Source organism: Maribacter sp. Hel_I_7, assembly GCF_000688315.1.
GTDB lineage: Bacteria > Bacteroidota > Bacteroidia > Flavobacteriales > Flavobacteriaceae > Maribacter > Maribacter stanieri.
Genome location: NZ_JHZW01000001.1, coordinates 54399 through 70673, shown reverse-complemented (window position 1 = coordinate 70673; position 16275 = coordinate 54399). Strand labels below are relative to the sequence as shown.

Here is a 16275-nt window from a genome sequence, read left to right as displayed (position 1 = left end):
AATACGTTAGTTTTGGTATAATAGTTGGACTAAACACTCAAAAAAAACTCATGACGACGTATTCTTTATTTTTTTCTAAATCTTTTTTATTCTTATCCGTTCTGTTTATTTCGGCTGCTAGCTATGCACAAGAAGTAAATTGGATATCATGGGATGAGGCTGCAAAATTGGCTTCAACCGATAAGAATCCAAAAAAAGTTTTCATTGATGTTTACACAGATTGGTGCGGATGGTGCAAGAAAATGGATAAAGATACTTTTCAAAATCCTGAGGTAGCTGCTTATATGGAAAACAACTACTACATGGTAAAGTTTGATGGTGAAGGAAAAGATCCAATTGAATACAAAGGGAAGACTTATAAATTTGTTCCATCTGGCAGAAAAGGATATCATGAGTTTGCCGCAGCATTAATGCAAGGACGCTTAAGCTACCCTACTACAATTTTTCTGGATGAAGAGTTAAATATGCTTTCACCGGTACCGGGCTATCAAAAACCAGAACCGTTCATGGAAATAGCACGCTATTTTGGAGACAATATCTATAAAGAAAAAGATTGGAAAGCTTACACTGGCGAGGCTGGTAAATAAACCAAGAGTTTACTTTTAATATTACACGTAAGCCTCTAAAAACTTAACATGATAAATTGGTTACTCTTCTATAGAGTAACCAATTTTTTATTTAGTGTTATTTCAAACTTTAAAAATTGGATAGAACTTTCCATTAAAGTACTTTCACTACAACATATAATCACCAACATATGAAGAAGGTATTTTACTTGTTTTTTGGGGTCTTCGTAATCATCTCCTGTAAAAATAACCCAGAATCTCCCAAAGATATAGCATCGGGTGTTTCTTTAGAATTGGCTACCAACAGGAGCACTAGAATTTCTAACGTACACTACAATCTTAGTTTTCAAATTCCTAAAGAGCAAAAAGACCCTATACATTCTAATTTAATTTTAGATTTCAATTTAGATCAGACCAACGAGGCAGTTTATCTAGATTTTAAGGAGGAAACCGCTAAAATAAAATCGGTATTTATTAATGAGGATTCTGTTGCTATACAGCATATTAATGAGCACATTGTTCTACCAATAGAATATTTAAAAAAGGGACAGAACTCTGTTAGCATAGCGTTCATTGCCGGGGAACTTTCATTGAATAGAAATAAAGATTACCTCTACACTTTACTAGTTCCAGACCGTGCTAGAACGTTATTCCCCTGTTTTGATCAACCCAATATTAAAGGAGTTTATACACTAAGTATTACAGCCCCTAACGACTGGAAAGTGCTATGTAGTACTAAAGAGGTAAATAAAATTCAAAAAGAAGAATTTACACAGTACAACTTTGGCAAATCTGACCAAATGAGTACGTATCTATTTTCTTTTGTAGCAGGCAAATTTGAATCGGCAACTCAAAAAACCTCAAATCTGGAAATGACTATGTTGTACAGAGAAACAGATTCTACTAAAATTAAATACAGTACCGATTCCATTTTTGATCTTCACCAGCAATCACTAACCTTTTTAGAAGAGTATACCGCATATCCTTTTCCTTTTCAAAAAATGGATTTTGCTGCAATTCCTGGTTTTCAATATGGTGGTATGGAACATGTTGGTGCCATTCAATACAGAGAAAGCTCTCTTTTCTTAGATGAGAGCGCAACTGCAAACCGAAAATTAAGTCGCGCAAAACTGATTGCTCATGAAACCTCTCATATGTGGTTTGGCGATTTAGTTACCATGAATTGGTTTAATGATGTTTGGATGAAAGAAGTTTTTGCAAATTTCATGGCAGATAAAATAATGAATCCAGCCTTTCCTAACATAGACCATCAACTGGCTTTTATGATTACCCACTATCCCAATGCCTATGGCGAGGACAGAACTCTTGGCACAAATCCCATAAGACAAGACTTAGAAAACCTCAACAATGCAGGTTCATTATACGGAAGCATCATTTATAACAAAGCACCTATAATGATGCGCCAGCTTGAAACCGTTTTAGGAAAGGATGCATTTAAAAGTGGTATACAAGAATACATCACAATTTTTGCTTATAAAAATGCTGTTTGGGGTCAACTCATAGACATTTTTGACAAAAAATCATCAACAGATATTGAAGCATGGAGCAACGTTTGGGTCAATAATTCTAGTAGACCTATTTTCAATGACAACATAAAATATGATTCAAACAACAGGATAAGTTCATTTGAATTATTTCAGAAAGCCGAAGATGGAAGTAAAAATATCTGGCCGCAGACTTTCGAAATTCTATTTGTTTATCCAAAAGAAACTAAAGTCTTTACCGTAAATATGCTTGAAGATAAGTTTCATTTAAAAGAAACCATTGGTTTACCTAAACCTGAGGCTATTATCTATAATTCAAATGCAGAAGGTTATGGGGTATTTCCTATTCAAGAAGAACAATTAGAAATAATAACCAACCTCAGCGACCAGGTAGCACGTGGTTATAGCTATATCAATGTATTTGAAAATGTGCTTAACGGTGCTGTTGCACCCTCATCTGCTCTAAAACTATTTCTAAAAGGGTTAAACGATGAAGAGAATGAATTATTGATAGGGCTTATTTCTAGATACACCACTACCGTATATTGGAAATACTTAACCGAAGAACAACGTCTCTTTTACCAAAATGAAATAACCGATCAAGTCTGGACTAAATTACAAGAACCACTTCCCGCAAATATTAAAAAAACTTTATTCTCAACTTTTTCATCTGTTGGTTATACCGATAAATCACTTCAACGATTATATGATATATGGACGAAGAATATAAAGATTGATGATTTAAAACTTAACGATGATGACTATACCGAATTAGCAATAAACTTGGCATTATATGGTCATCCTGATAGCGAGAACATTTTAGTAACGGCTGAAAAATCTATTTCCAATCAAGATAAATTAAACCGATTTAGATATTTACTACCGTCACTTTCAAATGACTTACAAACAAAAAACGATTTTTTTAAATCTCTTAGCAAAGAAGAAAACAGAGCTAAAGAATCTTGGGTAGCAAATGCAATGAATAATTTGAATCACCCTTTGCATCAACAAGAGTCGATTGATTATTTAAGAACAAGTCTTGATCTTCTGGATGAAATTCAAAAAACCGGTGACATCTTTTTCCCAAAACGATGGTTAAGCAGTACCATAGGAAATTACACTTCAAAAGAAGCATACGATATATTACAAACGTTTCTTAACGAAAATCCCGATTTAAATCCGTCGTTAAAATCAAAAGTTCTTCAAGCTTCAGACGATTTAAGAAGAGTACAAATTTCACAAAAACCGCTGGACACTTCTGTAAACTGATATTTTGAGACATAAAAAAAGAGGTCTATTAAAGACCTCTTTTTTTATAATCAATATTTAATTTTCTATCTACTGTAATTTGGACTCTCCTTTGTAATAGTTACATCATGTGGGTGACTTTCATTAATACCACTGGCTGTGATCTTAACAAATCTACCATTGTCCTGTAATGTTGCAATATCTTTAGCGCCACAGTATCCCATACCGGCTCTAAGACCACCAATAAACTGATGAATACTTTCAAATAAATCACCTTTGTAAGGTACACGACCTACAATACCTTCTGGCACTAATTTTTTAATATCATCTTCAACATCTTGAAAATAACGATCCTTACTTCCTTGTTTCATGGCTTCAACAGAACCCATTCCTCTATAAGATTTAAACTTTCTTCCTTCGTAAATAATAGTTTCTCCGGGTGACTCTTTTGTACCTGCCAATAGCGAACCTAACATTACGGTATCTGCGCCTGCTGCAATAGCCTTAGGAATATCACCAGTGTAACGAATACCACCATCTGCAATAACAGGAACTCCAGAACCTTTTATAGCTGCCGCTACTTCTAATACAGCAGAAAATTGAGGAAAACCAACACCCGCAACTACACGAGTAGTACAAATAGAACCAGGACCAATACCTACTTTAACAGCATCTGCACCTGCATCTACCAAATATTTTGCCGCTTCACCTGTAGCAATGTTACCTACAATAATATCTAGGTTAGGGAATTTTTTCTTTACCGCTTGTAATACCGCCACAACACCTTTCGTATGTCCATGAGCTGTATCTATAACTACTGCATCTACCCCTGCATTTACCAAAGCTTCTGCTCTATCTACAGCATCACCGGTAACACCCAAAGCTGCTGCCACTCTTAAACGACCATATTGATCTTTATTCGCTATAGGCTTCTGGGTTAATTTTGTAATATCTCTAAAAGTTATCAATCCTACCAAGATATTATCTTTAGTTACGACCGGTAGTTTTTCAATTTTATGTTGTTGTAGAATATCTTCTGCTTCAGATAATGAAGTCCCTTCTTCTGCAGTTACCAAGTTTTCTGAAGTCATAACCTCAGATATAGGTCTTTCGTTATTTTTTTCGAAACGTAAATCTCTATTGGTTACAATACCTAATAGTTTTCCTTTAGCATCAACAATTGGAATACCACCAATGCTATACTCCTTCATATTGGCCTTGGCATCTTTTACTTTAGAATCTAAAGGCAAGGTTACCGGATCTAAAATCATTCCGCTTTCAGCCCTTTTCACCTTTCTTACCTTCATTGCCTGCTGCTCAATAGTCATATTCTTGTGCAATACACCAATACCACCTTCTTGAGCCATGGCAATTGCCATTCTAGACTCCGTAACCGTATCCATCGCTGCAGATATAATAGGCACGTTGATTGTAATGTTTCTTGTGAATTTTGTCTGAATATTGACTTCTCTTGGAAGTACTTCAGAATATGCAGGTACTAATAATACGTCATCGTAAGTTAGACCTTCTCCTAGAATTTTATTTTGATGGGCTTGCATAGCAATTAAGGATTTAATTGCGTGCAAATATAGTGAATATTATTGGTTAATAATATTAGCGTTCTTCACTGAAAATGTTAATTGATACAAGACGATTAAAGCAGATGCAGTATATGTAGCGGTCATTAAAAAACCTGATAACATTACTATATATTTAAACCAAGATATCCCTGACCATAAAAAGTAAATTCCGCCAAAAGTGAGTAAAACCGATAAAAATGGTTCAATAGTTAAAAAGAGTTTCAACCGTGTTGGTAAATTAGTCAACCAAACTAAAACACCTAATAAAAAAAAGATAAAAGACATGGACAGTATGTGCGTATGAACAATAGTCAGCATTTGTCTTTTACTTTTCTTGAACTTCATAATCTCTGCGTTTTCATCTGCTTCATTGCCAAGATAATTCTCTTCTATACCACTAGAATTAGAAGTACTTGTTTCTGAAACAAATAACAAACCTGTATAATAGCCAATAGAAAGTACAATTACAAAAGCCCCTATAAATAAGCGAATTGCTTTTGGAAGCTTTAATAAAAGACCATTAAATTCCATTATAATACTTTATTTTCCTGCAATATAGTAAGTGTTTGTAAAAGGTCATCAATGGCATTAGTCATAGAACGAACCGAAATAGTAGCTCCTGCAATACCATCAATATTTGTTTTATGATCTACCCTATCACCAGGTATTTTACCGACAAATTGTTTAAGCCAGCGCTTACTTCCTATTTCGCCACCATATTCTTCTCGGTAAATAAGAACCTTGGAATGTAAAATTTTAAAATCTTTATCCAATAAAACCATATAGTCAAACTGTGCGGTTTTACTTGGTGCCTGTTCAATGAACATATATCCAATAAGACTTTTACCATCAAATAATTTAAATAAATTCTCGCCCGTAATTTTACTTGGCAAATCTTTATTTAAGTTATTTTGGACAGGAATAGACTCCATTGTAAAAGTTTCAATTTCGAAATAACCTGTAATTTCCTTATCTACTTTTTTCTGAAGATTTTTGGGTAAACCAAACCCCATTACCATGGCTATGGTAAGCATGCTCACAACTGATTTTACAACCTTCTTTTTCATAAATGGAAACTTAAGTAATTCTATTAAAACCAAACGCCTATTCCAAAATTAAGTCTATCCTTAATATCATCTCCTTCTAAGGCATTGCTACGAAACTGATAATCTCCTTTTAAAACAACACCTGGAGCAATATGATATGTTAATCCTGTAGTAACATCTGTTCTGTCATATGCCTCATTACGTATCAAACTACCCGCTGTATTGGCATGGGTATCATACTGTTCGTACCTTGTAAAAACATATAATTTTTGTTCTTTGTCCATTGCCAATAAATTATAAGCTCCTTCCACATAAAATCCTCTTAGAGCACTACCTAAATCTCTACCAGTAGCCGTATTATACTCTTCTGTATCTGATAAAGAAGCATTTATAAACTGTCCCCTTGCCGTAAAACGATCATATGCATAACGTGCATCGACACCAACCATTGCTATACCAATATTTGCTCCTTCCAAGGTTTCTATATCATCTTCTGCCTGTGTTTTTCCAAAATAAGTAGAAAGACCTAAACGAAGACCAGGAATACCGTAATAATCTAATTTAGTAGACAATGTAGGGCTATCTATAGTAGATTGTATTGCTTTTTGGCGACCACCACGTAATCCGCTAGAACCTCCTAAGAATCCAGATAAACCACCGGCGCCATTAGCCTCTGTAGATTTAAAACCGTTAAAAACATATGCCTGGTATCCTAAATTAATATCATTGAACCTACCTGCAACTCCAACACCAATTTCACGCCATGTAGTTGGTACAATAGCATTATCCATTCCCGGTCTTTCAGTACCATTAAAAGTTGTTGGCTCATGAAATTCATTAATAATTCCCATGGGCACCAACATTAAACCACCTCGTAAGCTCACATTATTTCCAACGGAATAATTTACAAATGCTTGTTCTACAAATATTTCATTAACATGCTCTAGCTCAACCTCTGTAACAAATTGTGTTTTATCATTAAAACGATATCCAAAAAGCAAAACCATTCTTTGCACATCTAATTCACCATTATCACCCTCTGGCTGATTATATAGCATTTCCGCATAAGCACCAACGGTAACTGCAGACGCATAATTACCTGACAGTAATCTTTGCGCAGCATTGATTTGAGTTTGGGGAACTAATGTAATTGAATCTGTTTTAGTCTGAGCCTGTAAAAAGCTAGCCGACAATAACAAAAAAAATAGATAAGCGTATTTCATCAAGATAAATTTTCTTTACAAGCCGTCAATTATTAACGGAGCGCAAATTTATAATCTAAATTCGATTTAACAAAGCTTATCTGTAATAAATCTAAATAAACTTAGTAAGTTATTAGCTTTTAATTAAAATGCAAAAGGAAGGTATTAATGATATTTAGAAAACAATTCTGTTGCCTTATTATATGAAGCTTCAAAAGCCATCCAATTGACTCCAGATTCTACTTTTTCTGATGTAAAATACGATAGCATTTTCTCAGTTGGCATATTACCCGTTAAATCATCTTTAGCCATTGGGCAGCCACCAAATCCTTGTATTGCACCATCAAAACGTCTACAACCAGATTCGTATGCAGCAGCAACTTTCTCATGCCATTTAGTAGGAGTGGTATGTAAATGCGCCCCAAATTCAATATTTGGGTATTTAGGAATAAGATTAGCAAATAAATATGAAATGGTTTCTGGGTCTGAAGATCCAACAGTATCGGAAAGTGACAATATTTTAGCTCCCATTTTTGCGAGTTTCTCTGTCCACTCGCCAACTATATCAACATCCCAAGGGTCACCATATGGATTACCAAACCCCATAGATATATAAGTAACCACCTCTTTATTGGCCGCATCGGCTAAATTAAATATCTCTTGTAAAGTCTCTACAGATTGTGCTATGGTCTTATGCGTGTTTCGCATTTGAAAATTCTCTGAAATAGAGAAGGGAAAACCTAAATAATCTACTTCTGGATGAGAAACTGCATCTTCCGCTCCACGTACATTTGCCACAATAGACAGTAACTTTGAGTTTGTCTTTGAAAGATCCAGCTTTGCTAATACCTCTGCGGTATCTACCATTTGCGGTATTGCTTTGGGAGAAACAAAACTCCCAAAATCTAGGGTATCAAAACCACAACCTAACAATGATTGTATATACCTAACCTTTTCATTAGTTGGTATAAATGTTTTAATGCCTTGCATGGCATCCCTAGGACATTCAACTATTTTAAGCTTAGAATTAGACATTATGTAAAAATACGAACTCTAAATAAGTATGTCATATTAATGTTTTAAATAAACTAACCGAAGAATAAATAAATAGCGATACCAATGAACACTATAATCTGTACCCATTTTAATATAAAACCAGTATGTTCTTTAGTTTTTATAAATGTTGAAATCTGTCCAGATAAAATGGCAATACCACTAAATACAATTGATGAAACCAGAATAAACAACAAACCCAGCGTATAAAATTGGAACACATTACTTAAAGAGTCTGAAAATAGAAACCCAGGGAAAAAGGCCAGAAAGAATATAATCACCTTTGGGTTTAATACATTCATTATAAATCCTTGTTTATATAATGCCCCTAAGCTTTTTATATTCTTTGATTCCCCCTCTATGGCTATAGCATCACCTCCTCTATATACCAGTATTGCGAGATACAGTAAATACGCAGCTCCAAATGCTTTAATACCCGTAAATATGGTTGGGTTATTTTTTATGATGGCAGACACACCAAATGCCAAAAGAGAAGTATGTACTAAACAACCGGACATTAAACCTGCAACAACTGCTAGTCCTTGTTTTTTACCATTACTTATACTCTGTATTAGAACAAAAATATTATCAGGACCAGGCGATAGAGACAAAACGAAGGTAGCTACAGAAAAGGCAAGTAAAATATCGTAATTCAATTCAGGAGTTTTAAGTTCTTCTCGAAATGTACGAATAACCCAGAATTACACCTATTTTTAATATCTTGTTTAAAAATAAAGACACTATGAAAATTAAAGTACTGGTATTATTAATTAGCATTTCGTTTATGACCTCTGCATTTGCTTCAACAAATGAAAATATAACAGCAACTAAAATGATCAAAACCGACAGCCTTTTAAGGCACACCGTTTTTTTTAAATTTAAAGAAGGGACTACACCTGCTCAAATAAAGCAAGTTGAAGATGCTTTTAGCGCATTACCTTCTAAAATTGAACAAATTAAAGGTTATGAATGGGGCTTGAACAATAGCCCAGAAGGACTGGATAAAGGGTTTACCCATGCTTTCATTCTTACTTTTGAAAGCGAAGAAGATCGTGCCATATATTTACCTCACCCTGACCACAAAGCCTTTGGTGCAGTTTTAACCCCACATTTGGAAGATGTTTTTGTAGTTGATTTTTGGGTCAAAAATTAAAATAGAATCTCAAATAAAAACAAATGCCTTTGTACACGTTCGTACAAAGGCATTTATTCTTTTTAGCTGAAGTATATTGTATTAGACTTCTGCTATTCTTTCTAATAAAGCTTCATTAATTTTCTTTACCAAACCCGGTCCCTCATATACAAAACCTGTCCAAAGTTGTATTAAATCTGCACCTGCATCTAATTTTTCAATAGCATCTTCGGCAGAGTTAATACCTCCTACCCCAATAATTGGAAATGCTTTGTTACTTTTTTCCGCTAAAAACCTAATCACCTCTGTACTTCTGTCTTTTAAAGGAGCACCACTAAGTCCGCCAGCCTCTTCTATTAAAAGTGCGTGCGATTTTAAATTCTCTCTAGAAATGGTTGTGTTTGTTGCAATAACGCCATCTATGGTAGTAGTACTTACAATTTCAATAATATCTAACAACTGACTATCTGTAAGATCTGGTGCTATTTTTAGTAGAATTGGCTTACGCTTTGTGCTTTTACGTTTACTAAGTTTAGAGTTTTCCAATTGAAGTTCGTTCAACAATGCCGTTAAAGGCTCTTTGTCTTGCAACTCTCTTAAACCTGGTGTATTTGGTGAACTAACATTCACCACAAAGTAATCTACATGATCAAACAAGGCATCAAAACAAATTAAATAGTCTTTGATAGCTTCATTATTAGGTGTTATTTTATTCTTACCAATGTTACCACCTATTAAAACTTTATGCTCTTTTTTTAAATTTTCTACCGCTTCAAAAACACCTTGATTATTAAAACCCATTCGGTTTATGATTGCTTTATCCGCTTTAAGACGGAATAATCTCTTTTTAGGATTTCCTTCTTGTGGTTTGGGTGTAAGTGTCCCTATTTCTACAAATCCGAATCCGAAATCCGATAGCTCGTTATACAACACTGCGTTTTTATCAAAACCAGCTGCCAACCCTACAGGGTTCTTAAATTTTAAGCCAAAAAGTTCTTTCTCCAAACGTTTATCCTCGACGGCAAACATAGATTTCATAAGACTAGTAAGTCCTATTTTAGAAAAAAACTTTATACTCGAAAAACTAATATGATGAACTTTTTCTGGGTCTAACAGAAACAAAATAGGTCTGATAATAAGCCTGTACATGTATATATTTTAGAAGTCGCAAAAGTACAAACTGTAAACGAGAAAGTTAATTATAACTTATCTGTTTTCATCAACAATACTATCGGCATATATTGTAGGCATAACTAAATATGGAGAACGATTGGCTTCTTTACACAATGTTCGGTATAACTCATATTGCTTAGGATTGAATAAAGACAACATTCTTTTGTCAATAAGTGACTGAACACTGTTCATACTATCCATAACAGCCTTATACTTATCTGCTAGTTGGCGTAATTCGGTTACATTGCTCTGTGGATGCCGTTCTGCAACATTCTGCAATTCATTACTCAGTACATTATTCCTATATTTTAATTCAGCACTAAAACTTATCAACTTCTCATTTTGCATTTCATTAAGCTGAAAGATATCTGAAATCACGGAATCATTGGTAACCCCAACCCCTAATACACAATCTGCCTGTGCATTTACTTTTACAAAAAATAAAATAGAAGCTGTGATTATTAAATACTTAAATTTTTCCATGCCAAAATATATAGAATATTACGTTTACTAATTTACAATTTATAAGCTTATTTTTGATAAAACCCATTTACAATGCAACATATTATTGATCGTTTCATAAGCTACATCACTATTGATACACAGAGCGATTCATCATCTGAGACCACACCGAGCACTGAAAAGCAATGGAATTTAGCCAACAAATTAGTTGATGAATTACGTGCTATAGGCTTATCTGACGTTACCATAGATGAAAACGCTTATATAATGGCCACACTGCCATCTAATGTAGAACATAATGTGCCTACCATAGGTTTTATTTCTCATTTCGATACTTCTCCAGATTTTTCTGGCACCAATGTAAAACCACAAATAATCAATAACTATGATGGTAAAGACATTGTGTTGAACAAGGAAGAAAACATCATACTATCTTCAAGTTATTTTGATGATTTATTGCAATACATTGGGCAAACCATTATAACCACAGATGGCACGACACTTTTGGGTGCCGATGATAAAGCAGGTATTACAGAAATAGTTACCGCTATGGAGTATTTAGTTAATCATCCTGAAATAAAGCACGGTACTATTAGAGTTGGGTTTACTCCGGATGAAGAAATTGGCAGAGGGGCTCATAAGTTTGATGTAGAAAAATTTGGTGCTGAATGGGCGTACACTATGGATGGTAGTCAAATAGGAGAACTAGAGTATGAAAATTTCAATGCTGCAGGAGCAAAAATCACTATAAAAGGTAAAAGCGTACACCCTGGATATGCGAAGGGTAAAATGGTAAATGCGGTGTTAATTGCCAATAAGATTATAAGTGAATTACCTAAACATGAAATACCAGAAGAAACGGATGGTAGAGATGGCTTTTTTCATGTACACCATATGGAAGGTGAAATTGAAAATGCTACCGTAGAACTTATCATAAGGGACCATGACTTAAGACGTTTTAATGAGCGTAAAGAATTAGTAGAAGCCATTGTAAAAAAGTACAATCATGAATTTGATAATTGTGTAGCACTTGAATTGAAAGATCAATATTTTAATATGAAAGAAAAGGTTAAACCAGTTTTTCATATTGTTGAAACTGCTAAAAAAGCAATGGAAGACATCGGCATAAAACCAATTATTAAACCAATACGAGGTGGTACCGATGGGTCTCAATTGAGCTACATGGGCTTACCATGCCCTAACATTTTTGCAGGCGGACATAATTTTCACGGTAAATATGAATATGTACCGGTAGAAAGTATGCAAAAAGCTGTTGAAGTTATTGTACGTATTTGTCAATTGACGGCACACCAGTAACACTATGGAAAAACAAGAGAAATTAGATAAATTCTATGATGAGCCGCACCATTTTAAAAATGGTGTTGCCGCATTGAGAAAACTTGCTTTAGCTTGTGGTTTAACGGAAACTTATAAATGGAGTTTCCCCACCTATATGATCGATGGCAAAAATGTTATCGCCATCGGTAAATTTAAAACCCATTTTGGTATTTGGTTTTTTAATGGAGTCTTTTTAAATGACCCTAAGAAAGTGCTTGAAAATGCACAAGAAGGCAAAACAAAAGCCATGCGGCATTGGAAATTTTTAAATCTAGAGGAAGTTGACAAAACTAGCGTTACAGATTATATAAATGAAGCCATTGAAAACCAAAAAAAAGGATTACAATTAAAAATCTCTAAAAAACCAAAAGGTAAAATTGAAGTTCCGCTACTTTTAACTCAGGAGTTTAATAAAAACCCTGAGCTTAAAGACTCATTTAGCAAACTTACCCATTCAAAACAACAAGAATACGTTGAGTATATAACTACAGCTAAGCAAGAAAAAACGAAACTATCAAGACTTGTCAAAATAGTTCCGTTAATTTTAGCAGGTAAAGGTCTTAATGACATTTACCGAAAATAAATACTTTATAAGGTTGGCAGTTTCCAACCATTATGATAATTAGCTTTTAGGAACTGATTAGCTTCTTCATTTTTAAACTGACCTGCAGTTTCATCCCAATAAATTCTGTTTCCCGTTTTAAAAGCCACATTCCCCATATGTGAAACTAATGCAGCATCATACCCCACTTTAATAGGTGCATTTAATTTAGAATTATCTCTGCTTTTTACAGCTTCTATAAAATTTTGGGTGTGTAGGTCCAAGCCACTCAAACCACCATTATCGTTAGACATGGCTTCCATCTTAGGAATACCTTCCTTGCCCCAACCCTGAAACTCTTTTTCGGGAATTACTTCCCAACCTCCTCTATCCAAAACCAGAGTACCATTATTACCTATAAAGGCTATGCCATGGTTTCTTCCATAATTACCACCATCAATACCTGTTGCATGCTCCCATAAAATGGAAAATCCATCATATTCGTAAACGGTCTGTAATGTATCTGGAGTTTCAGAGGCATCGTTTGGGTAAGCAAATTTTCCGCCAAGTGCCATTACCGATTTTGGAGTTTCTGCTTTCATACCATATAAAGCATAGTCCATTAAATGAACTCCCCAATCTGTCATTAATCCGCCAGCATAATCCCAAAACCACCTAAAATCGAAATGAAATCTATTTTTATTGAACGCTCTTTCTGGAGCTGGACCTAGCCACATTTTATAATCCACACCTGCAGGCACAGCGGTATCTGGTACAACAGGTACTGGTTTCATCCAGCCTTGGTACGCCCATGCTTTTGCCAATCGAATTTCACCTAGGGCACCGGAATGGACATATTTAATAGCATCTACAAAATGTGGCTGACTACGTTGCCACTGTCCTATTTGCACCATTCTATCTCTAGACTGCACAAAGTCTAGCATTATATTTGCCTCTTGTACGGAATTGGCTATAGGCTTCTCACAGTATACATCTTTACCTGCCTGTAATGCATCGGTTAATTGCAGACAGTGCCAATGATCTGGCGTACCAATAATCACCACATCAATATCTTTATTCTCTAATAACTTTCTATAATCTCCATACCATTTTGGCTTTTTAATACCTGCCTTTTCCAAATCGTTTGTTCTTTCTCGCAATACATTTTCATCTACATCACATAAGGCAATGACATTAATTTCACTTATTTTAAGAAATGAAGTTAAATCGGAAAATCCCATTCCTTTACAACCAACCAAGCCAACATTTATAGTGTCATTTGCTCCTACTTTTTTTCGCATCATTGACAGGAGTTCCATTGGAAACATAAATGAGGCACCTGTCATTACTAATCCTGCAGTACTTTTTCTAATAAAATTTCTTCTGTTATGTGGCATGTTGTTGATTTAAGTGTATTTAAATATACCACATTTGAGCAAAAAAAAACACCGATGTTTACATCGGTGTTTTTTATAAGAATTTTGAAAAAAATCTATTTTTTTTCTGGAGCATTTAATTTAGTGCTCATTTCCATGGAGATGGCAGATCTATCAAACTTTAATTTTCCAGCCATTGTTTCAATTACACATGAAAAATCTTTATCATTCAAATCCACTACTTTTCCGTGCAGACCACTTTTGGTAATAACACGATCACCACGTTTTAATTCTGCCGAAAACTTCTTTTCATCCTTTTGTCTTTTCATTTGAGGTCTGATCATAAAAAAATATGCGACCACAAATATTAAAATCATCGGAAGAAACTGCCCTATATCACCCATTTTTGGTATATCTGTAATTTATAATTATTTAACAGGTCCTAATGGAGCTGCTCCTTTTGGGTTAACAAAAGCTTTGATTCTTAAAAGCTCTGAACCTTTTTCTGTATTTGCAGTAACCGTAATAGTTTTAGTTACTTGGTTTTGACCTGAACCGTTAAAATTAACTTTCAACTCACCAGTTTCACCTGGTGCTATAGGGTCTTTTGGTGGGTTAGGTACAGTACAACCACAGCTACTTTTTGCATCAGTAATAATAAGTGGCGCATTACCTGTATTGGTAAATGTAAAAACTGTTTCTTGAGGTGTTCCTTGCTCAATTGTACCAAAATCATGTTCTGCCTTTTCAAAAGACATTACAGGTACTGCTTTTGCTGCCTCATCTCTTACTGCAGCCTCTGCTACGTTATCCGTTTTTATCTTGCTAGACGCATTATCTTTACAAGAAGTAAAAGCTACCATTGATACAAGACCAACAATTAGAACTAATTTTTTCATACTATTTAGATTTATCAATTAATTGTAAAATTATAAAATATTTTTATAATAGACCCCTACCCATTTTGTTAAGCTTTCCTTCTGACTTGTATTCTTTAGTAAGCTTATCCAAAATTCCGTTTATAAAGATGCTACTTTTTGGCGTAGAATATTCTTTAGCAATTTCTAAATACTCGTTTATTGTTACCCTTTCTGGTATAGATGGGAAATGTAATAACTCACAAATTGCCATTTTCAATAGTATACTATCAATACCTGCAATACGATCTTTATCCCAATTTGGTGTTTTGCCTTCAATTTCCTTTTCTAAAGCATCATTTTTCAATAATGTTCTAGAAAGTAATTGCATAGCAAAAGTCATATCCTCATCATCTTTTAAAAGACTTGGCAAAAAGTATGATTCTGGATGAACTTGCTTTACTTTTTTAAGATGCTTTAAAACAAATGTGTTAACAATAGGAATATCATCTACCCATGTTAATTTATCATCTTCGAAATAATCGTAGATTTTCTCGTTAGGCGCTATGATGTTTTTGAACAAGTTTAATACCAATTCTTTATCTGCAGCATAATCGCTTTCTGGTGTAGACATGTATTCTTGGTATACTTCGCTCTCTATAATTTCTTTATAGATAAGTTTTACATACTCTTCGTTCAAGTACCAGTTGTCTAATTTTCTATGGGTAATTTCTTCCTCTAGGGTTTTATTCTCTACAATTTGTAATAACAATCTGTTTTGAATAAACTTTTTAGGATTTGGAAATTCATTCTTTTTATCGCTAATATATTTGTTAGCAGAAAGAGAAATTTGGTCTGCAGCCCTTTTTTGTATTTCTACGAAAAGACTAAGCCACAACAAATACAGGGTATATGTATTCTCTATGCTTACTTTTAAAAACTTCTCTTGTTTCTGTAATGAATCATCCTTAGATTGGATAAGAGCATATATACTCTGCATTACCTTAACCCTAATGTGCCTTCTTGTAAGCATTTTTAAAGAACTTTTTTTAATAAATTATTAATTAAAGCCGCAAAGGTAAGTATCTATTTAAAGGGTCACAATAGCAATCGTATTTATCTTAGCTTATTTATAACATATGGTTTTAGGTCAAAAAACTATCTTTGACCTCAGAAATCTATATTATTCTCTTTTT

Annotated in this window: 17 protein-coding genes; 5 read left to right on the top strand and 12 right to left on the bottom strand. The window is 34.2% G+C overall.

Annotation, left to right across the window (positions count from 1 at the left end; genetic code table 11):
* The first annotated feature begins 50 nt into the window (after window positions 1-50).
* Window positions 51-587 (top strand): thioredoxin family protein, encoded by a 537-nt coding sequence (locus tag P178_RS0100400; RefSeq protein WP_027064374.1) that lies wholly within the window; start codon window positions 51-53, stop codon window positions 585-587.
* A 170-nt stretch (window positions 588-757) separates the two neighbouring features.
* The gene (locus P178_RS0100395; RefSeq protein ID WP_027064373.1) at window positions 758-3340 is read left to right on the top strand and encodes a M1 family metallopeptidase; all 2583 of its coding nucleotides are present in this window, start codon (window positions 758-760) and stop codon (window positions 3338-3340) included.
* A 65-nt stretch (window positions 3341-3405) separates the two neighbouring features.
* On the opposite strand, the gene guaB is transcribed toward P178_RS0100395, so the two are convergent.
* The 6 genes from guaB to P178_RS0100365 all read right to left on the bottom strand — a co-directional run bounded on the left by guaB (window position 3406) and on the right by P178_RS0100365 (window position 8856).
* Window positions 3406-4878 (bottom strand): IMP dehydrogenase, encoded by a 1473-nt coding sequence (gene guaB / locus P178_RS0100390; protein WP_027064372.1) that lies wholly within the window; start codon window positions 4876-4878, stop codon window positions 3406-3408.
* 39 nt (window positions 4879-4917) lie between these two features.
* Entirely contained in the window at window positions 4918-5430 is a 513-nt protein-coding gene (locus P178_RS0100385; RefSeq protein WP_027064371.1) for a hypothetical protein, read from the bottom strand.
* A complete protein-coding gene (locus tag P178_RS0100380; RefSeq protein ID WP_027064370.1) occupies window positions 5430-5966 on the bottom strand; it encodes an FMN-binding protein in 537 nt (178 codons plus the stop codon). Before P178_RS0100380 ends, P178_RS0100385 begins: the two co-directional genes overlap by 1 nt.
* A 23-nt stretch (window positions 5967-5989) precedes the next feature.
* Window positions 5990-7168 carry a hypothetical protein gene (locus tag P178_RS0100375; RefSeq protein WP_027064369.1) on the bottom strand — a complete coding sequence of 393 codons (1179 nt, stop codon included), beginning with the start codon at window positions 7166-7168 and terminating at the stop codon, window positions 5990-5992.
* A 144-nt stretch (window positions 7169-7312) separates the two neighbouring features.
* A complete protein-coding gene (locus P178_RS0100370; RefSeq protein ID WP_027064368.1) occupies window positions 7313-8182 on the bottom strand; it encodes a hydroxymethylglutaryl-CoA lyase in 870 nt (289 codons plus the stop codon).
* A gap of 53 nt (window positions 8183-8235) precedes the next feature.
* Window positions 8236-8856, bottom strand: a complete 621-nt coding sequence (locus P178_RS0100365; RefSeq protein WP_027064367.1) for a LysE family translocator — start codon at window positions 8854-8856, stop codon at window positions 8236-8238.
* Between the two features lie 86 nt (window positions 8857-8942).
* Here P178_RS0100365 and P178_RS0100360 point away from each other — a divergent pair, with 86 nt between their 5' ends.
* On the top strand, window positions 8943-9353 hold the full coding sequence (locus P178_RS0100360; protein ID WP_036145398.1) for a Dabb family protein: 411 nt from the start codon (window positions 8943-8945) through the stop codon (window positions 9351-9353).
* A gap of 81 nt (window positions 9354-9434) precedes the next feature.
* Here the strand turns inward: P178_RS0100360 and P178_RS0100355 are convergent, their stop codons facing one another.
* On the bottom strand, window positions 9435-10481 hold the full coding sequence (locus P178_RS0100355; protein ID WP_027064365.1) for a quinone-dependent dihydroorotate dehydrogenase: 1047 nt from the start codon (window positions 10479-10481) through the stop codon (window positions 9435-9437).
* 57 nt (window positions 10482-10538) lie between these two features.
* Window positions 10539-10988, bottom strand: a complete 450-nt coding sequence (locus P178_RS0100350; RefSeq protein ID WP_027064364.1) for a hypothetical protein — start codon at window positions 10986-10988, stop codon at window positions 10539-10541.
* A 72-nt stretch (window positions 10989-11060) separates the two neighbouring features.
* On the opposite strand from P178_RS0100350, the gene pepT reads away from it, so the two are divergent.
* Both pepT and P178_RS0100340 read left to right on the top strand, forming a co-directional pair.
* Window positions 11061-12284, top strand: coding sequence for a peptidase T (gene pepT, locus P178_RS0100345; protein WP_027064363.1), 1224 nt, complete (start codon window positions 11061-11063; stop codon window positions 12282-12284).
* Window positions 12285-12288: 4 nt separating this feature from the next.
* Window positions 12289-12888: a YdeI/OmpD-associated family protein gene (locus P178_RS0100340; protein ID WP_027064362.1), complete on the top strand. Its 600-nt coding sequence runs from the start codon at window positions 12289-12291 to the stop codon at window positions 12886-12888.
* A 5-nt stretch (window positions 12889-12893) separates the two neighbouring features.
* On the opposite strand, the gene P178_RS0100335 is transcribed toward P178_RS0100340, so the two are convergent.
* The 4 genes from P178_RS0100335 to nusB all read right to left on the bottom strand — a co-directional run bounded on the left by P178_RS0100335 (window position 12894) and on the right by nusB (window position 16112).
* Window positions 12894-14243, bottom strand: coding sequence for a Gfo/Idh/MocA family protein (locus tag P178_RS0100335; protein WP_027064361.1), 1350 nt, complete (start codon window positions 14241-14243; stop codon window positions 12894-12896).
* Between the two features lie 95 nt (window positions 14244-14338).
* The gene (gene yajC / locus P178_RS0100330; protein ID WP_027064360.1) at window positions 14339-14626 is read right to left on the bottom strand and encodes a preprotein translocase subunit YajC; all 288 of its coding nucleotides are present in this window, start codon (window positions 14624-14626) and stop codon (window positions 14339-14341) included.
* A gap of 24 nt (window positions 14627-14650) precedes the next feature.
* Window positions 14651-15121: a DUF1573 domain-containing protein gene (locus tag P178_RS0100325; RefSeq protein ID WP_027064359.1), complete on the bottom strand. Its 471-nt coding sequence runs from the start codon at window positions 15119-15121 to the stop codon at window positions 14651-14653.
* A gap of 43 nt (window positions 15122-15164) precedes the next feature.
* Window positions 15165-16112 (bottom strand): transcription antitermination factor NusB, encoded by a 948-nt coding sequence (gene nusB, locus P178_RS0100320; protein ID WP_027064358.1) that lies wholly within the window; start codon window positions 16110-16112, stop codon window positions 15165-15167.
* Window positions 16113-16275: the final 163 nt, after the last annotated feature.